We start from the raw sequence: 20276 nt of genomic DNA on the forward strand, positions 1-20276 counted from the left end.
TTTTTAGATTAAAGTTTTGTCCATTGTTCTAAAGCCTTTACCGCCTTGTACCATCCTTTGATACCATCTTTAACGTCATCTTGATTTTCTGTGGGCTGAAATTCTTTTTCTACTTTCCAGATTTCTTCAATTTCTTCCATACTATCCCAATATCCTACGGCCAGACCAGCAAGATATGCAGCTCCCAGTGCGGTAGTCTCTGTAATTTCAGGACGTACGGTCTCTGTATTCAAAACATCACTTTGAAATTGCATAAGCATATCATTTACAGATGCTCCGCCATCTACCCTAAGTTGTTTTATATCAATACCACTATCGGCCTGCATTGCTTTTAAAATATCCATGGTCTGGTATGCTATTGCCTCTAAAGAAGCTCTTGCGATGTGAGCATCTGTGGTACCCCTGGTGATACCGAACATGGTTCCTTGTGCTTTTTGGTTCCAATGTGGAGCACCCAATCCTGAAAATGCCGGAATAAAATAAACCCCCTCAGTAGAATCTACAGAAGCTGCTAAATTTTCAACATCTGATGATCTTTTAATAATCCCCAGTCCATCGCGCAACCATTGTACAACTGCACCGGCGATAAAAATAGATCCCTCTAAACAATATTCAGTTTTTCCATTAATTCTCCAGGCTACAGAAGTTAAAAGGTTATTTTCTGAAACTATCGGTTCTTCCCCTATATTCATTAACATAAAGCATCCGGTGCCATAGGTGTTTTTAACCATTCCTTTTTTAGTACACATCTGACCAAATAAAGCGGCCATCTGATCACCAGCTATTCCGGCAATAGGGATTTTTGAGGCAAAAACGGTGGTTTTGGTATGCCCGTAAACTTCGCTGGAATCTTTAACTTCTGGTAACATACTTTTTGGCACATCAAAAATTTCCAAAAGTTCGTCGTCCCATTCCATTGTATTAATATTAAAGAACAGTGTACGGCAAGCATTCGTAACATCGGTAACGTGTAATTCTCCTTTTGTAAAATTCCAGATTAGCCAGGTATCAATAGTTCCCATAATCAGGTCGCCAGCTTCTGCTTTTTCACGAGCTCCTTCCACATTGTCCAAAATCCATTTTACTTTGGTTCCAGAAAAGTAAGAATCGATTACCAGTCCCGTTTTTTTCTTAATTAGCTCGGCTTTACCATTTTCCTTTAATTCATCACAATACTCCGAGGTTCTTTTATCCTGCCATACAATAGCATTATACACAGGATCCCCAGTATTTTTATCCCAAACTACAACGGTTTCGCGTTGATTTGTAATACCAATTCCTGCAATATTTTTTCCATTCATCCCATGCTTTGTGGTGGCCTCTGCGGCTACCCCGGCCTGTGTAGACCAAATTTCACTTGGGTCGTGCTCTACCCATCCCGGTTTTGGAAAATGCTGTGTAAATTCTTTTTGGGCCACCGAAACAATACTTCCCTTTTTGTCGAAAAGGATTGCGCGGGAGCTCGTAGTGCCCTGATCCAGAGCTAACATATACTGATCCATAACTACATGTATTTTAAGGATTTATAAAAAAATAAAATCTCTGGCTCCCGCATAAGCGAGAGCTATTTTGGTTAATAAATTGGTTACTATTATTTAAATGGTGTAATGCTTGGCTATCTCTTTAAAATCGGCTACTTGTTTCTCTTTCCATGCTTCATCCTTTCCAAGCTCTTTTGCTAATAAAGCAGCAACTTCTGGAGCAGATTCTATTGCGGCTTTAGCGTCCATAAACAACATTCTTACTCTTCTCGCCAACACATCGTCTACTGTTCTGGCTAACTCGTGCCTTGCTGCAAATACGACTTCCGCTTTTAGAAAATCTAACCTGGGGTGAAGTTTTTCTCCGAGGGAAGAATCCTCATTAATTAAATTTTGAATTTCTGGCTGGTCACTTCCGTAAATATACAAGTGATTTGAAAGATCGGGGTTTTCTTTAGCACCATGTATTTTAAGATCTGCAGTTTTACATTCTTTCTTTGGTAGTTTACCAAGTGAAATGGCTTTATTTACGGTGTCCTGAGCCATTCTTCTAAAAGTGGTCCATTTTCCACCTGTAATTGTAATCAAACCTGTTTCTGACACTAGTATTTTATGACTTCTTGAAATCTCTTTTGATTTTTCTGAACCATCTTTTGGTGCTGCTAACGGTCTTAAACCGGCGTATATACTGCGAACATCAGCCCTAGTTACTTTTTTCTCTAGATAATTATTGAAGGTTTCTAAAATAAATTCTATTTCCTTTTCTAGTGCTGAAGGTTCCAGACTATGTTCGTCTAACTGCGTATCTGTCGTTCCTACAATCACTTTATCATGCCACGGCACTGCAAAAAGCACACGACCATCTTCGGTTTTTGGAATCATAATAGCATCTTCGCCCGGCAGAAAAGATTTATCGAAAACAAGGTGTACACCCTGGCTAGGTTTAACCATGTTGCGGGCATTGGGATTTTCCATTTTTAGGATATCATCTGTGAATACACCGGTTGCATTAATTATAGCATCACCAAAAAATTGATAATCCTCACCAGTCTCCATATCCTTGGCAGATACTCCCTTAATTGCCTTATCTTCGATTATAAGGTTGTTTACTTTAAAATAATTTAGAACAGATGCACCGTGCTCAACACAAGTTTGAGCAACATTTACAGCCAAACGTGAATCATCAAACTGTCCATCCTGATAGACCACTCCGCCTCTTAATTTATCCTGGCGAATGGTTTTCACTCTTTTTAAAGTTTCTCCTTTATTAATATGGGTAGATTTCCCTAAACTAAGTTTACCAGCAAGAAAATCATAAGCTTTAAGCCCTATAGTGTAATAAATACCTTCGTACCACCTGTAATTAGGAATAACAAAGCTTTGGTTTTTGACTAAGTGTGGTGCATTTTTACTAAGCAGACCGCGTTCATATAAAGCTTCTTTAACAAGATCTATATTTCCCTGCGCTAAATATCTTACCCCTCCATGTACCAGTTTTGTACTACGACTGGAAGTTCCCTTTGCAAAATCTACCTGCTCCAGTAGTAATGTTTTATAACCTCTGGTAACACTATCTAAAGCAACACCTAAACCTGTTGCTCCTCCTCCAATTACAATAACATCCCATTTTTCAACAGATTTTACTGAATCGACTAGAGATTTTCTTGAGTATATATTTTTAGCAGCCATAATTTAGAATCTTCTAATTTTATGCTAAAATAATAAAATTTTATTAAAACGAAACATTTCGAAACAAAAAATTTACTTAAAGAAATCAAACGAAAGTGTTAACGAAACCTAAATATATATTTAAAGAGAGTTTTATTACGCTTACTTTCGTTTTTAAATTATAAATGAAAATATCAAATTTTATACATTTGTAAAGTCCATTATACTTGATCATGAAAAGACATCAGCTAATTTTAGATAAATTAAATCACGAACATCATGTAGAGGTTTCAGACCTTTGTGAGGAACTTAAAGTTTCAGCAGTTACTATTCGAAAAGATCTAAAACTACTAGAGGACAAAGGCTTATTATATAGGATCCATGGAGGAGCTTCTTTAGAAAATCCTTACATAAACGACAGACCTATAAATGAAAAAGAAAAAATTTCGGTTTCAGAGAAATCTGATATTTCTAAAAAGGCAGCAGAATTAATAAAAGATAATGATTCAATAATGATTGCTTCAGGAACAACTGTTCAGCAATTAGCAAGATCCATTACCAACAAAGGTTCGTTAAATGTTATTACTTCTTCTCTAAACGTGGCTTTAGAACTATTACACCATCAAAACATACAGGTTATTCAACTTGGCGGAAATCTAAGACATTCCTCTTCTTCTGTAACTGGACATTATGCGCAACATATTTTAGAACATATCTCTTGCAGCCTATTATTTCTAGGTGTAGACGGAATCGATTTAGATTACGGTTGCACGACTACTAGTCTAGAAGAAGCCTTACTTAATCAAAAAATGATGGAAGCTTCACAACGAACAATAATCCTAGCAGATTCTTCTAAATTCGGTAAGAAAAGTTTCGGTCGTATTTGTGGCTTAGAACAAGTAGATCAAGTTATAACGGATAGTGGAATTTCACCTAACCTTGCTAAAAAAATCAAGGATTTAGGCGTAAAACTTAGTATTGTATAATCATTTTATAAAACAAATTTTACTTTCAAAAGAAGTTTCAAACTTTCATTCTTTCTATCTTTTCATTTAGCATTCTTCTAGCTTTAATTAAAAGCTAATATTCCTTTAAAAACTTCAAGGTCTGGAATTAAAACACTAATTTAATGCCAAGATTGTGAAGTAACCATCTTATAGATTTTAAGATAATTAATCTAAGTTGAGGTTAACCGCCTTCACTAACACTAACCAATTAATACCCTTATGAAGCAGGAAGTACAGCTTTATTCTTTATTTTCAGATTTCGACATTTCTCTATTTAAAGCAGGTAAACATTTCAGAATTTATGAAAAACTAGGATCACATATCCTTGAAATTAATGGCCAAAAAGGAACCTATTTTGCTGTTTGGGCGCCCTCTGCAAAAGAAGTCTCTGTAGTAGGGGACTTTAACTATTGGACCGATAATGAACATCAATTGTTTGTTCGCTGGGATAGTAGTGGTATCTGGGAAGGATTTATTCCTGGTGTTGGTAAAGGCTCCAGATACAAATATAAAATCACTAGTGCTATTGATAATATTAAGACTGAAAAAGCTGATCCTTATGCCCGAAAATGTGAACACCCACCGGCAACAGCTTCTATTGTTTGGGAAGATGATTATTCCTGGAAAGACAAAAAATGGCTAAACAGTAGGAAAACTAAAAATGCCTTGGATCAACCAATTTCTGTTTACGAAGTCCATTTAGCCAGTTGGAAACGAAAAAACGAAGAAAATAGATATCTTTCATATGTAGAGATGGCAGACGAACTGGTAAATTATGTAAAAGAAATGGGATATACCCATGTAGAATTTATGCCAGTAATGGAGTATCCTTATGATCCCTCCTGGGGCTATCAGGTAACAGGATATTACGCTCCTACATCAAGATTTGGCACCCCAGATGAATTTAAGTATTTGGTCGACGCTTTTCATCGTAAAAATATTGCGGTCATTATGGATTGGGTACCTTCTCACTTTCCCGAAGATGATCACGGTTTAGGTCGTTTTGACGGATCTCATCTATACGAACATCCCGATCATCGAAAAGGCTATCATCCAGATTGGAAAAGTCTTATTTTTAATTATGGACGTAACGAAGTACGTTCTTTTTTAATAAGTAATGCTATTTTTTGGATAGATCAATATCATATCGATGGATTACGGGTAGATGCCGTCGCATCAATGTTATATCTGGACTATTCTAGAGAAGAAGGGGAATGGGAACCAAATATTTTCGGCGGAAATGAAAATTTAGAAGCCATCTCTTTCCTGAAAGATCTAAATATGGAAATTTATCAAAGTTTTGAAGGGGTGCAAACCATCGCCGAAGAATCTACGGCTTATCACGGAGTTTCGAAACCTATTTATCTAGGAGGACTTGGTTTTGGTATGAAATGGATGATGGGTTGGATGCATGATACCTTAGAATATTTTAAAAAAGACAGTATTTACCGTCAATATCACCAAAATGATATTAGTTTTAGTCTAACCTATGCATTTAGTGAAAATTTTACGCTACCCTTAAGTCATGACGAAGTGGTTTATGGAAAAAAATCACTTTTAGGAAGAATGCCAGGTGACGAATGGCAGCGCTTTGCTAACCTTAGATTAATGTACGCCTACATGTACTCCCATCCCGGCAATAAATTGCTTTTTATGGGTGCTGACATTGGACAATACGAGGAATGGAATTACAATGGTAGTTTAGACTGGAATTTACTGGATTATCCTGTCCATAGCGGACTTAATAAGCTAGTAAAAGATCTTAATAGCATTTACAAAAAATATCCTGCTTTATACGAAAAGCAATTTAGCCCAGATGGTTTTGAGTGGATTTCTTACGACGATTCCCAAAATGCTATTCTATGCTATCTAAGAAAAGGCAGGGAATCAAAAAATGACCTTGTCATTATCTGTAATTTTACGCCAACTGTTTTAAATGATTACAGAATTGGTGTTCCGCGTGGAGGAAAATTAAAGGAGATATTAAACACCGATCATTCTAAATATGAAGGCTCTGGTGTTAGAAACAACAAATTAACTATACAAAATCAGGCATTCCACGGTAGAGATTATTCCGTCGCTTTAAGGCTACCGCCATTAGGCGCTGTTTTTTTTAGCATAGAATAGAATAATCCCCTTAGCAATGTACTTAATACCTAGAATATGATTACAAATACAGAATTAGAAAAGAAAGGAAACCTATTCCCCACTAAACTGGTTTCTTATGAACAAAACGGAGATTCTATTTGTTTTACTTCTGAAAACGCTGTACAACTAATAATCACCGTAGTACGGGATAGCATGCTAAGGTTTAGATATGCTACAGACGGAATTTTTGAAAAAGATTTCTCTTATGCAATCGACGAAGATCAACCCCATGGCTACTCGGTGATGGATATTACAGAAGATGACGAATTTATTTGGATCATTACCGAACAAATAAAATGTAGAATTACCAGAAAAGATATGAGAACCGCCTTGTTTGACATTGAGGATCAACTTATCTTACAGGACGAACTTGGTTTTCACTGGGAAGAAAGCTTTGAGTTTGGCGGCAACTATGTAAAAATGAGTAAAACTACCGTAGATGGTGAAAACTTTTACGGCCTTGGCGATAAACCTACAAGTTTTAATCTTAAAGGAAAAAGAATAAGTAACTGGAACACCGACCAGTACGCTTTTAGCAAAGACCTTGACGAATTATACAAAGCCATTCCTTTTTATATTGGTCTTCATAGCGCCAAAGCCTACGGAATTTTCTTTGATAATACTTTTAAAACGCATTTTGACTTTTGCCATGAGCGAAGGCATGTAACCAGTTTTTGGGCAGATGGGGGTGAAATGAATTATTATTTTATCTATGGACCAAAAATCGCCGATGTCGTTACCAAATATACCAATCTTACCGGAAGACCAGAGCTACCACCAATGTGGGCGCTTGGATATCATCAAAGTAAGTGGAGCTATTATCCTGAAGCCAAAGTAAAAGAACTGGCTGCTAATTTTAGGGATAATAAATTTCCATGTGATGCTTTGTATTTAGATATTGATTACATGGATGGATTCCGATGTTTCACCTGGAATAAAGACTATTTTCCAGAACCTAAAAGAATGGTGGAAGAACTGGAGCGGGACGGGTTTAAAACAGTTGCCATTATCGATCCAGGGATCAAAATTGACAATAAATACGAAATTTTTAAAGACGGCCTGGAAAAGGATTATTTCTGTAGACGCGCCGACGGCCCTTACATGCAAGGAAAAGTATGGCCGGGAAATTGCGTATTTCCCGATTTTACAAATCCTAAAGCAAGAGAATGGTGGGCAGATCACTATAAAACTTTAATTGCAGAAATTGGTATTAAAGGCATATGGAATGATATGAATGAACCAGCCGTCATGGAAGTACCAGGAAAAACATTTCCCTTAGACGTAAGGCACGATTACGATGGCAATAGATGCAGCCACCGTAAAGCGCATAATGTATACGGAATGCAAATGGCCAGAGCTACTTATGAAGGGGTCAAAAAATATATTTTCCCTAAACGACCATTCACCATTACCAGGGCAAGTTATTCTGGCGGGCAACGCTTTAGCTCTACATGGACGGGAGATAATCTGGCGAGTTGGGAACATTTATGGCTTGCTAACATTCAAATTCAGCGATTAGGAATGAGCGGATTTAGTTTTGCCGGTACCGATATTGGTGGTTTTGCAGATCAGCCTACGGGCGAATTATTTACAAGGTGGATACAACTCGGCGTTTTTCATCCGTTTTGTCGTGTACACTCATCAGGCGATCACGGGGAACAGGAACCCTGGTATTTTGGAGAAGAAGTACTGGAGATTACTCGTAAATTTGTAGAATTACGCTATCAGCTACTTCCGTATTTATATACTGCATTTTATCAATACTGTAAAGATAACATCCCTATTCTTAAGCCTTTAGTGTATTTCGATCAGGCAGATATCCAAACGCATTACAGATCAGATGAATTTATCTTTGGTGAACATTTCCTGGTTTGTCCAATACAAGAACCTAATGTACAGGGAAGAAGGATGTACATTCCACGAGGAAATTGGTACAACTTCTGGAACGACACTGTTATAGAAGGTGGCAAAGAACTTTGGGTAGATGCACCTTTAGAAAGTATGCCCATATTCGTAAAAGAAGGAGCGATAATTCCTAAATATCCATTGCAGCAGTATGTAGACGAATTAGAGATCGAAGAACTGAGATTAGATGTTTATTATAAAAACGGAAAACAAAATTCTATTTACTACGAAGATGATCATGATGGTTATGATTATAAAATGGGACTTTTTAATTTAAGAACCTTCAAACTTACTGGGAAAACAAAAGAGATTATTGTTCAGCAACACGTTGCCGGCACCTACGAATCGAATCTTAAAACCATGAAAATTAAATTTCACGGATTACCTTTCGAAATTACATCGGCCAGCGTAAATAATGAGAATGTAAGCCTGGAAAGCATTGGCTACGATAAAGAAAGTAACACCATTATTTTACAGGAAAATTTCACCGATTTACACTTAATTAGCGAATAATAATTTTGGAGAGCTTTGTAAAAAGATCTCCAAAACAAAAACAAAAAAACGGATTGGCTTGACCTCGTCCCCACCAATCCGTTTTTTTAGTGTAAATCAATCATCTAGAGACAGCCTCAAAAGGTATCTGACGAAAACAGATTAAACGATTTGAGACCAGCCTCGGGAAATTAAAACCTCAGTGAGGGATTAAACTCTCTTTTTTAAGGGGCAAAAAAGTGTGTTTTCGTTAATTCTCTATCAAATAATGATACTGTAATTCATAGGGTGTGTGGCTCATTAATTCAATAAAGAAAATCTGCTTATTATGATAGTTATCCAGGGTAAATTTCTCTATCGATTTACTACATAAACAAAGCGCATTTGCCATCGTTATCTCTCCCGCTCTTCTCGCTTCTTTATCGATATAAGCTTTAACGATTTTATGATGGTAAATAATCCCCGGAGTCTTTTCCGGGTCTTTAGCCCTGGCATAAATTTCTTGCATATTTTCAGCATCACAACAGTTTACAAACTGCTCTTTGCTATAAACTTCGATTGTCACATCAATCAATTTGCCGTTTGTATTTTCAATTGTAACGTTCATTTTGATCATTTTTGATAGTCTAAAATTAAATACAAAAAGCAGCAAAATCCGAAGATTTCGATGGATATACTCTTATCTATCGACTAATGGAAATTCTAAAAAGTTGGATTGACTTATTTTTAGGCGGCTTTTTGATTGAAATTCTTATTTTTACCATCAAATTTTTACAAGATGTCCAAAGGCTTTATCGCAGAAGGCGAAAAATATATTCAGGAAGAAAACTTTATTGAAGCAGTCACTATAGATTGTGTGGTATTTGGATTTAATGAAGGGAAAATGGAAGTACTCCTGGTAAAACATGCTGAAGGAATTAGTAAGGATAAATGGGGATTACCCGGAGGATGGATTACCGAAAAGGAATCTATAGACGATTCTGCCAAACGTGTGTTAAGGGATCTAACCGGACTCGACAATATTTTTCTGGAACAATTACAGGCTTTTGGTGAACCTAATCGTTTTCCTGCCAGCCGCGTAATTACTATTGGGTATTACGCACTGGTGAAAAGTGAAGATTACGAAATTGCTGCCGGTTTTACTGCATCTGAAGCTAAATGGTTTTTGGTTGAAGAATTACCAGAGCTTATTTATGACCATAAAATGATTTTTGAAGCGGCACAGGAAAAACTTAGAAACCGCGTGCGCCAGGCACCCATTGGTTTTAATTTACTACCCGAAAAATTTACGCTTCTTGAATTAATGCATCTATATGAAGAAATCCTGGATGTAAAAATGGATAAACCAAACTTTCGCAGAAAATTTTTAAAAATGAAACTATTGGTAGACATTGGTGAAAAGCAAAAAGATGTATCGCACCGTGCGGCAAAACTTTACAGCTTTGACGAAGAGGTTTATCAAAAACTAACTAAAAAAGGTTTTACTTTCGAATTTTAGAATGAACTTAAGGCTTAGTTTTTTGATTTAATCATTGAGTGCTTCAGAAATCTTTTTACTGTAGAAATCTAATTCTTTTAGAAAGGTTTCTTCAATATCTATTGAATGATCTTCAAAACGGTTATGCCCTAAACTTATATGATCGATTAAGCAATTATCATTAAATATATAAGTACCAATAAAACCTCCATCAAAATTTTGATCATCAAATTTATTCAATTCTTTATCATAATCAAATTGTTTAAATTTATCCATTACCAGAACAAGTTTTTCATTCTTTAAATAAAAAGAATAACGCTGAATTCCGTAGGATAGGAATAAAGTAATCGAAATTTTCTTGATTTCCTGAGTAGTATTATTATAAAACCCAATTACCTCTCCTCCTCCATCTAAAGAATCATCAGTAAAATCATCATTTTCGAGAATTACCGGTTGTAAGGATTCATTGTTATCTATGGATTTTTTGATTTCAAAGACCTCAGGATATCGTTCTAAGATATTTTGAGCTTTTAAGGAAACCATGATGAAAAGAAATGGAGCTACTAAATATCGTTTCATTTTTATTCTAACTATTCCGGGATTTTTGTTACCTCCATTACGGCCTCACCGGTAAGACTTAAGTAAATATAAAGTTCTTGCGGTGCGAATTCAAAATGATATATATTAAGCTGGTCGAGTTGAGCCTCTACCAGTAAGCCTTCCGCCGGTTGATCATTCTCTCTAAGCTTGGTATTGATTTTATCTAGTTCCTGCTTTAATTTTTCTGAAAGGTTTTGCCGGGATTTCTGTAATACTTTTTTCTGAAGAAATTTATTCAAAATTACCTGAACAATCTTATTCGTTATTCTATTCTGATTCTCACCTACAGCTTCGTAATCTTCAAGCGAAAATTGATTGGTTACCGGATCAAAATTAAACTTAAGGTGAATTTTAAGCTCTAATTCTTTATTTTTAAATAAAAATGTTTTAGCCTTTAATCGTAAACCCAGCGTGATATCGTAATCAACTTCAGGATTTTTTTCTAACCAGGCAAATTTCACCTCGGCATATTCTGCCATTCCATTTTCCTCCCCATCATCTTCCTGTAATTTCTCTTCGATCACCTTTTCTAAAACAGCATAAGGTAATTTTACAGGAATATTCAGGATTAATCCTTTTTGGTAATCTTCATTCATAACTTTCTGGCTTTATTTTAAAGGTATAAAAGAAAAAATACCGTCAATCTAATATTAGGTTAAAATTGAATCAAAATTCCTCTAATATCGACTAATAATGTCTTGATGGCTTAGCGTAAAATTTCGTACGAAGCCAAAAAGAGACTCTTACTAAAAGGATAAGTGCCGGCACCTCTATTAATGGTCCTACGATCCCCACAAAAGCCTGCCCAGAGTTTAATCCAAATACTGCTATAGCTACTGCTATGGCAAGCTCAAAATTATTCCCTGCTGCAGTAAAAGAAATTGCCGCATTTTCATCATATTTTGCTCCTGCCCACTTACTGGCTATAAATCCGATTAAAAACATTAAAGCAAAATAAATCACCAAAGGAATAGCAATAAATACAACGTCTTTAGGTATTTCTACAATTAAATTTCCTTTTAAACTAAACATCACCATAATGGTAAGAAGTAGGGCGATTAATGTGATTTTGGATATTTTGGGAATAAATTTTTCTGTATACCATTTTTCCCCTTTCAGTTTCACGAAAAGTAACCTACTTGCAATTCCCATTAAAAAAGGAATACCCAAATAAATCGCCACACTCTCTGCAATAGTTGCTATAGAAATATCGACTATGCTTCCCTGATACCCAAAGTACGGCGGAAGTTTTGTAATAAATAACCAGGCATAAAAAGAATAGCCAAAAACCTGAAATATACTGTTTAGTGCTACCAGTCCTGCTCCATATTCCTTACTTCCCCCGGCAAGATCGTTCCACACTAAAACCATGGCGATACAACGTGCAAGACCTATCAAAATTAGGCCGGTCATATATTCAGGATGATCTCCCAAAAATAAAAGTGCCAGGAAAAACATTAGAATGGGACCAATAATCCAGTTTAAAACCACAGATATGCTTAGCACCTTTACATTATGAAACACCGTGGGAAGCATTTTATAATCTACTTTGGCTAATGGAGGGTACATCATTAAAATTAGTCCTATAGCAATAGGAATATTAGTAGATCCAGAGCTGTAGGAATTTATAAATTTGGGCACAGCAGGAAAATAATACCCCAAGCCTACCCCTACTGCCATGGCAATAAAAATCCATAGTGTAAGATAACTGTCCAGGAAACTCAGTTTCTTTTTCATCATTTATTACTTTGAAAGTTCTTTTGCTTTGCTGAATACATAAAGAAGGTCTGTAGCGATTTCTTTACTTTTCTCCTGATATTTCTCTAGTTCCCGTGATGTACCATCACTTATTTTAGGGTCTTCAAACGTAAAAGAGATTCGGGCTTCAGCTCCGGGAACAAAGGGACAGGCTTCATTGGCCTGCGAGCAGGTCATTACCGCTGCAAAATTGGTCGTTGGATTAAAGGGATGATCGTAAACCTTAGAAAAACATACAATCGGCGGAGCATCGTTTGCATACTTTAAAAATGATACTGGGTTTTCATTCTCTGAAAGCCGCCCTAAAGAAAAACATACACTTTGAAAAGCTTTTAATACGGAAGGATATACCGCTGTAGCCTCAGTTCCGCCAGAATACGATTTAATAGTTTTAATCCCTAAAAATTCGGCTATGGTTTGAGCCCATATCTGCGAAAAATGACTTCTCCTGGAATTATGTGTACAGATAAAATTAAGGTTAACCGTTTCTTTACTTTTAAGCTTTTGAGCAATAAAACCAATAAAATCTTCTAAGTTTATTTTACGATCTTCACTAATTTTAGTGATGTCTAAATTTTCAATAAATTGTTGAATAGAACGATACATCTCTTAGTAAATTAAATTTAACAACATCCAGATCCAGGCGTACAAGAATTATTTGCGCTAGCGGTAAGGCTTTTTAAACTCTTTTTAGTTTTTACTGAAGTATTTTGTGGAATCCCGCATTGATCCTGGGCAAGACAGGTTGTAAACTTATTAATCAGTAAAAAATGATCTCCATCAAATGCAAGATCATACTTCTCTACCGTACTTCCCTGATATTCCACCTCTATTTCTGAGTCTTTATCTAAATGCAAAACTTTTTCTGAAAGCTCTATAATCGAAAGTAATTTCTCTGGATGTAAACGGTGATCGTAATCATTAGCTTCCCACAATTGAAAGCTTGCCTTAGACTCGTATCTAAGCGTACCCCCGCAATCAATAAATTTCTTTTCTATCCCACCTATTTCAGTGACGTGAAAATGGGAAGGCACTAAACGACCATCAGGCAACTCAAAAACTATCGTTTCCTTTTCCTTTAGAATCTGTTTTATTTCAGACAATTTCATCAATAATAATTTTATATCGCAATATTACGATTAATTTTATTGCAATATTACGATAATATAGTTGATTTTAAAAAAATAGGTGTTAAGACATCTAATTAATAGATGTCGTCAATTCTCACTAATCTCTTCGCAACTGATTTCTTAAATTTTTTCATCGGGAAAAAAGCAATCGTGTAGCATCTTATACAGATCGGGATGCTTACGTTGCATAAGACCAGGATTTTCGAAGAAATACTCACTTGCCGTCGCCAGAAATTCTGCTTCATTAGTACCACCATAATTCCGAATATCTGATTTGTGTGCATTGATGGCTTCCATTTCCTTATGTACCATTTTAAGCCACGGAATGATATAAGCCTGTTTTAGCAATCGTTCTGGTACACCATCCGTTACTCCATCAACTTTATCTATTAAGTGAACAAATTCATGAATCCCGGTATTTAAAAGATCATTATGCCTATCAAAACCTTCATGTAAGGCACGTCGAGAAAGAATCATTTGATGCTCAAACCTACCATTACCTACAAGTCCCATCACAATTTTATCTTCACCACTATTTTCGAAAATAAGATTTTTATCAAAATGATCCGGATACAAAATTACCGTGCTTAGATTGGAGTATCGCCAGTTTTTAAAACCGAAAACCGGAATAACAGCACTTGAAGCGACCAATAAGCGATCCAGATCTTCTAATTGAAAAGATACACTCTCGATGTAAACTTCACTTAGAAATAGCATGATACGCTGCTGAAATCTTTTTTGTTCCTCCGCATTCAATTCAGCATAAAACTTTACATGGTCTACAAGTAACAGATGCCAGTTTGCCGGAAATGGATCGATTTTCTTTTTCTTCTTCTTTATGATCATAAAGATTACCACACCTGCAATGACTAACAAAACCAGGACACCTTGCAAAAGTTTATTCATCGTCTATTTAAATTTGAAAAAATTCTGCTTAAAAATATCGAAAAATAATGCTATACCTTCTCTAAACCTGTAAATGTTTTTTACGATAATTACTTGGTGTCATTCCATACAAATCCTTAAACTTTGTCGAGAATTTTGATGTACTGGTAAAACCTACAGCGTAAGCAACCTCAGAAATATTTGTGGTACTTGAGATGATTAAATTTGCCGCCTGCTTAAGTCTGATATTTGTAATCAATTCGCCGGCTGACTGGTTAGTGAGTTGTTTTAATTTTCGGTATAAATGAACACGGCTAATCCCTAGCTCTCCAGCCAGCATTTCGACATTTAACTCTGAATTACTTATGTTTTTATTCACTACCTCCATAAATTTTTCTAAGAGCACCTGATCTCCAGATTTCAATTCTATTTTCTTAATCTTATCTTCCTGTAATTGATTTCCGGTATATGTATTTTTTAGTAAAACCCTGTTTTTAATTAGATTTCTTACTGTTTTCCTTAGAATCTCGATGTTAAAAGGCTTATTGATATACGCATCTACACCAATTTCCAAACCTTCGATATTGGTTTCTCTATCAGTTTTACCGGTTAAAAGGATAACAGGAACATGATTTATATAAATATTTTTTTTGATTTTTCTAGTAAAGGAAATACCGTCCATTTCTGGCATTACCACATCACTAATTATTAAATCTGGTGGATTTTTAGCTACTTCAGGAAAAGCCGTTTTCGCACTGGAGAATGTTTTAATATTATATGAGATTTTTAATTCGGAAGCAATATAATTCCTGATCTCTGCATCATCATCGACAATAAAAATGGTAGGGATTTCTTTTTTAGAAGTTGCATCTTCTATGTTTTCTTCAGGGGCGATATATGAAACACTTTCTCTATAAGAAACATTTTCTATACTAATTTCTGATTCTGAAAAAATATTGTCTTCATTTAAATGATCTTTCCCCAGCGGAGCAGTAATTACAAAAGTACAACCAGACTGATCTGAATTATTTTTTGCGCTTACCGTACCATGATGAAGTTCTGCTATAGATTTTGTGAGATGCAAGCCTATACCCGTACCTTCAAACTGCCTTTGATTATCTCCTGAACTTCGATAGAATCGATTAAAAATGTTTTTGATGTCTTTTTCTTTTATACCAATACCATTATCTTTAATCGAAATTTCAAAACGATTCCATTGTTCATTCGTGCAAATCTTCACCTGTATACTACCACCATGTGGACTAAACTTTATGGCATTAGAAACAAGATTTTGAATAACCTTATCAAAATGTCTTGGATCGATATAAGCGTATAGTTCTTCTTCACTATGAAGGATTTCAAAATCAATACGCCTGCTCTCTATCTGATCTTCAAATAGAGCTACAATATTTTTAATAAAACTAATAATCTCGGTTTTCCTGAATTTCAATACAATTTTTCCCTGATCAAATTTACGAGCATTAATAAGCTGATTTAAAAGATGGAGCATTCTTTCTGAATTTCGCTCCATTACCTTATATAATTTTTGCCGATCTTCACTTAAATCGGTTTTAATCAACCTGTTTAACGGATTAATAATTAAAGTAATTGGCGTTTTTAAATCATGTGAAATGTTGGTTAAAAATTGCAGTTTTGCTTCATTAATTTGCTCAGAATGCTTGTGCTCCAACAACTTTTTCTTCGTACTTTGTCTATTCTTAATGATTTGAATAACTACATAAGTAAGCCCCATAAATAATAGAAAATAACCAATTTTTGCCCAGCTGGAGAGATACCATGGCGAATGAATAATTATCGTTAATTCTTTTTCACCCGAGTAATCGTCAATATCTTTTGCCTTTACTCTAAAAGTATAATTACCCGGCTCTAAATTATTAAAGGTAACGGTATTTATGCCGGGCCGTAACTTTATCCATCTTTCCGAATTTAAAGCATAAGCGTAGGTGATCCATTCCTGGTGGCGGAAAGTAAAAGAAGAAAATTCAATACTAAAATCATTATCCCGATAATTCAGCTCAATAGTATCTGCTTCAATTATCGGTTTATCTATAATCGAGAATTTACCAGATTTCATTCCCTTTTTTATAGGTTGATCCTGAATATAAAATCCGGTAATCCTCAAATCGAGTTCGCTGCCCGATGCTTTTATTTCTGAAGGTTGAAAATAAGTAACACCATTGGTATTGCCGAAGTATAATTTCCCTTCCTCGTCAAAAAATGATGCACTCTTATTAAACTCATTCCCCTGAAGCCCATCTCTAAAATAATAGTTTTTAAATTCTCCCGTATTTTTTTCGAGCTTCGCTATTCCGTGATTCGTACTTATCCATAAGTTTTTATCCAAATCTTGTTCTATAGCGCAAATTACGTTGCTGGGCAAACCATCTGTAGTATGGTAAACTTTTGTAATTGTATCATTTTTGGGTTTAAAATATAAGCCTTCAGAAGTACCTATCCACAAATTATCACTTTCATCCTCAAAAAGATTATAAATGATTTTGTTTCGTAAAATATGATCTTCTCCTTCTTTATTTTTAAAGGTATTTTTTTGGATATCTAAAGTAGTTAGTCCATCGTAAGTTCCTATATACAGCTTTTTAGTATTAGAATATAAAAGACAATTAATCCATCTATTTTGAATCCTTTCTGATTGTTGATTATCTAAAACGTTATAGTCTTCAAATATTCTTTTATCAAGATTGTATTTAAAAAGGCCGTAGCCTAAAGAAGCTATCCAGATGTTTTGTTCTTCGTCTTCAATAATGTCATAAATACGCGCGATACTATTGCCTTCCTCATCTTTAAAATCATTTATAAAATCGAGTTTGTTTGTTTTTCGATTTAGTTTTGCGAGACCTTTTAGATATGTACCTACCCATACCTGATTGTTAGAGTCTTCAAACAAACTCATCACACTAACCGAACCTTGTTTTCTTTCCGTTGCAATATGATGTGTTTGTTCTTTATCTTTATTAATGCCATACAATCCATCTCCATCTGTTCCTACCCATAACACACCTTCATTATCCCTAATGATCGAAGTGATACTATTAGATCCTATTATATTGTTTTTGACAGACTGGTAACCAATATAATCAAAGTTATTAGCCTTATCAGGAACCAGTAAAGCCCCTTTCTGATAAATACCTAACCAAAAATTGTTAGCATCATCCTGAATTATAGAGTGAATCTTGGTTTTTGTAAAATCAAAATTGGCAATGCTAAAATCATTTTCCCGTATCTTATTTGTCGCTGGATCGTATAACCAAAGTCCTTTTCCATCAGTTCCCACCATCACCTCTGCCTTAGCATTTACAGACAAGGATTTTACAGGAAGCTTTTGGGAGTCTCCTATCTGTATAAATGTATCTTGTTTACGGTTATACTTAAAGAGTCCTTGAGTTAAACTTCCTACATATAGATCATTGTTTTCACCCTCTTCAATAGAGGATAAAGAGGTTTCAAGATCGCCATTTTTAAAATATGTTTTTATCTGATTATTACTATTAATCTTATACAATCCATGTGATTGATTTAATACCCATAGATCACCATTAGCATCTTCAAAAATCTTTTCGAAATATTGATCTGGCAATAGATTAGGAAGTTGTATGGCTGCCAGACCTTCTCCATCCTTTTCAATTTTAAGAATTCCCTGCCCAGAGGTAGTTAGGAGAATATCACCATTCTGCCTTTGTACAAATGAGGTAACATGAGATCGATATAAATAATGATCTCCAATATAAATAGGAATATAATGAAACTCCTCAGTAGCGTAATCGTAATACTGCAGTCCGTTAAAAAAACCGAAATACAGTCTACCGGCTTTATCCTGAAATATACTTTTTACATAGTTATTTAAAATTGATGTAGAGTCTCTCTCATTTTGCTTATAAATAGTAACCTTGGCACCATCGTATCTATTTAATCCATCCTCAGTAGCTATCCACAAATAACCTTTATTGTCCTGGTAAATTTGATTAATCAGACTACTGGAGATTTCTGAATCTGTTGTAAAAAGCTTACCTACCTGTGCCTCCCCGGCAAAATGAGTGAAGTAAACAAGTAAAAGAATTAAAAATTCTCTTATGAAAGAAAATAACTGGATAATGGGTTTGTCATACAACCTCATTTTAAAAAAGTTTGAAACTAAAAAATCACCTTAAAAACCGAAAACAACTCATAGTTGTAGTTTCATCGACTACAAGTTAATAAAATTTAATTATACTTCAATATTTTTATTTAGAATAAACAATTTAGCAAATAAATAAACTGTCATTTATTAAATTACCAAAAACCAAGAGTTATAAAAAAAATACTATTAAGAAGACAACCGGACCATTATGAGTAAATAATATAAACTAAAAATGATTTACCCTAAGGATCCGAATTGTCTGGAGGAAATTATTGTGTAGCTAAATCTACAAGATGATTAACTATTGGTTTAGGCCTGTTTTTACGATCAAATAATAACGGATAGTCGGTACGTCCGCCTACAGGCCAGTTGTTTCTCCAGGAATTACCATCATTAACGCCCCACATCGTGATCTTCTCCAATTTATCCTGGTGCTTTAAAAAAAGTTTAAAAAAATCGAGGCATCTCGCGTTAAAAGCAGTATTTACCGAATCGGGAAGTTTATCAGGATAGGGATTCATTTGTTCCTTATATTCAAAATTTGCTGAAATTTCTGCCCCCTGATTTTCCCAGGGTGAAGGCAGCACCGTAATATCAAATTCGGTTACCGCTACTTTTAATCCAAGAGTCGAAAAAGCTTCAATCGTCTTTTCAAATTCTTCCAGTTCTGGATAGTCCAAGCCTACATGCCCCTGCATTCCTACACCATGAATAGGTACACCCTGTGCCTGTAGCTTTTTAATCATCCGTACGATGCCTTCTCGTTTTTTAGGAATAGAAGTTGAATAATCGTTATAATAAAGTTCAGCATCCGGATCTGCCTTATGAGCTGTTTCAAAGGCTATTTTTATAAAATCTTCGCCCAGTAAATTGTAGAACTTGCTTTTACGTAAAGAGCCATCATCCAGGACTGCTTCGTTGACTACATCCCAGGTTTTTATGCGCCCTTTATAACGGTTTACCACCGTGTTGATATGATCTTTGATACGCCTGCTAAGTTCTTCCTTATCGATTTCATTACCTGCTTTATCTTTAAAGAACCAGTGTGGGGTTTGAGAATGCCATACCAGGGTATGCCCATGAATCACCATATTATTATCTTCTCCAAACTTTACAAACTTATCTGCAGTATCAAAATTATAATGATCTTTTTGAGGCACAAGACGCCCACTTTTCATGCAGTTTTCTGCAACAATGGAATTAAAATGCGTTTTCACAATCTCCATTTCGGCTGGATTAAAACCTTCTATTTGGCGCACATTAAGAGCAGTGCCCATTAAAAATTTGCCATTTAAAGCATCTTTAAGCTTTCGAGGTTTTTCAGTTTCAAATGTTGCGGTATCAGACATTGCGGTATCAGATTGCGTCCGATTTGGCTTGCAGCTCCAAAAAAACAATAGGATAGCAAAAAAGTAAAATAGGTTTTTCATTAATTCAGTATTAAAAGCATATGTGGACGATAGAATCACGAGTTGATTTTATGAAAGGTCCAAGTTTAAGAGGTAATTCAAATAAAAAAGAGCCCAATGTAATGTGCCCATTAGGCTCTTTGTGATCTAACACAAACAA

15 protein-coding genes are annotated in these 20276 nt (G+C 35.2%); 4 read left to right on the top strand and 11 right to left on the bottom strand.

The genetic code is table 11. From position 1 onward, the window contains the following. Positions 1-8 precede the first annotated feature (8 nt). Positions 9-1502, bottom strand: coding sequence for a glycerol kinase GlpK (gene glpK, locus AC13DP_RS07370; RefSeq protein ID WP_013070269.1), 1494 nt, complete (start codon positions 1500-1502; stop codon positions 9-11). A 93-nt stretch (positions 1503-1595) separates the two neighbouring features. Beyond that, complete coding sequence (locus AC13DP_RS07375) at positions 1596-3170, bottom strand: glycerol-3-phosphate dehydrogenase/oxidase (RefSeq protein WP_483067486.1); 1575 nt, start codon at positions 3168-3170, stop codon at positions 1596-1598. Between the two features lie 212 nt (positions 3171-3382). On the opposite strand from AC13DP_RS07375, the gene AC13DP_RS07380 reads away from it, so the two are divergent. The 3 genes from AC13DP_RS07380 to AC13DP_RS07390 all read left to right on the top strand — a co-directional run bounded on the left by AC13DP_RS07380 (position 3383) and on the right by AC13DP_RS07390 (position 8722). Then, positions 3383-4135, top strand: a complete 753-nt coding sequence (locus tag AC13DP_RS07380) for a DeoR/GlpR family DNA-binding transcription regulator (RefSeq protein ID WP_483067487.1) — start codon at positions 3383-3385, stop codon at positions 4133-4135. Positions 4136-4375: 240 nt separating this feature from the next. Then, positions 4376-6283 (top strand): 1,4-alpha-glucan branching protein GlgB, encoded by a 1908-nt coding sequence (gene glgB / locus AC13DP_RS07385; protein ID WP_013070266.1) that lies wholly within the window; start codon positions 4376-4378, stop codon positions 6281-6283. Between the two features lie 36 nt (positions 6284-6319). After that, positions 6320-8722: a glycoside hydrolase family 31 protein gene (locus AC13DP_RS07390; RefSeq protein WP_228251916.1), complete on the top strand. Its 2403-nt coding sequence runs from the start codon at positions 6320-6322 to the stop codon at positions 8720-8722. 229 nt (positions 8723-8951) lie between these two features. On the opposite strand, the gene AC13DP_RS07395 is transcribed toward AC13DP_RS07390, so the two are convergent. Next, positions 8952-9308 carry a hypothetical protein gene (locus AC13DP_RS07395; RefSeq protein WP_272957223.1) on the bottom strand — a complete coding sequence of 119 codons (357 nt, stop codon included), beginning with the start codon at positions 9306-9308 and terminating at the stop codon, positions 8952-8954. Positions 9309-9479: 171 nt separating this feature from the next. On the opposite strand from AC13DP_RS07395, the gene AC13DP_RS07400 reads away from it, so the two are divergent. After that, entirely contained in the window at positions 9480-10199 is a 720-nt protein-coding gene (locus AC13DP_RS07400; RefSeq protein WP_228251914.1) for an NUDIX hydrolase, read from the top strand. A gap of 27 nt (positions 10200-10226) precedes the next feature. On the opposite strand, the gene AC13DP_RS07405 is transcribed toward AC13DP_RS07400, so the two are convergent. From AC13DP_RS07405 to AC13DP_RS07440, 8 genes are all read right to left on the bottom strand, one after another. Next, positions 10227-10757, bottom strand: coding sequence for a hypothetical protein (locus AC13DP_RS07405; protein ID WP_347407066.1), 531 nt, complete (start codon positions 10755-10757; stop codon positions 10227-10229). A gap of 11 nt (positions 10758-10768) precedes the next feature. After that, complete coding sequence (locus tag AC13DP_RS07410; RefSeq protein ID WP_347407065.1) at positions 10769-11374, bottom strand: DUF4403 family protein; 606 nt, start codon at positions 11372-11374, stop codon at positions 10769-10771. 91 nt (positions 11375-11465) lie between these two features. Further along, positions 11466-12518 (bottom strand): ACR3 family arsenite efflux transporter, encoded by a 1053-nt coding sequence (gene arsB / locus AC13DP_RS07415; RefSeq protein ID WP_347407064.1) that lies wholly within the window; start codon positions 12516-12518, stop codon positions 11466-11468. A gap of 3 nt (positions 12519-12521) precedes the next feature. Continuing rightward, a complete protein-coding gene (locus AC13DP_RS07420) occupies positions 12522-13142 on the bottom strand; it encodes a low molecular weight phosphatase family protein (RefSeq protein WP_483067488.1) in 621 nt (206 codons plus the stop codon). A gap of 17 nt (positions 13143-13159) precedes the next feature. Further along, on the bottom strand, positions 13160-13645 hold the full coding sequence (locus AC13DP_RS07425; RefSeq protein ID WP_483067489.1) for a DUF6428 family protein: 486 nt from the start codon (positions 13643-13645) through the stop codon (positions 13160-13162). 141 nt (positions 13646-13786) lie between these two features. Then, a complete protein-coding gene (locus AC13DP_RS07430; protein WP_013070258.1) occupies positions 13787-14572 on the bottom strand; it encodes a M90 family metallopeptidase in 786 nt (261 codons plus the stop codon). Between the two features lie 61 nt (positions 14573-14633). Further along, the gene (locus AC13DP_RS07435; protein ID WP_483067490.1) at positions 14634-18704 is read right to left on the bottom strand and encodes a hybrid sensor histidine kinase/response regulator transcription factor; all 4071 of its coding nucleotides are present in this window, start codon (positions 18702-18704) and stop codon (positions 14634-14636) included. Between the two features lie 272 nt (positions 18705-18976). Beyond that, positions 18977-20137, bottom strand: a complete 1161-nt coding sequence (locus AC13DP_RS07440; RefSeq protein ID WP_483067491.1) for an endo-1,4-beta-xylanase — start codon at positions 20135-20137, stop codon at positions 18977-18979. Positions 20138-20276: the final 139 nt, after the last annotated feature.

The organism is Zunongwangia sp. L-65 (genome assembly GCF_056859415.1).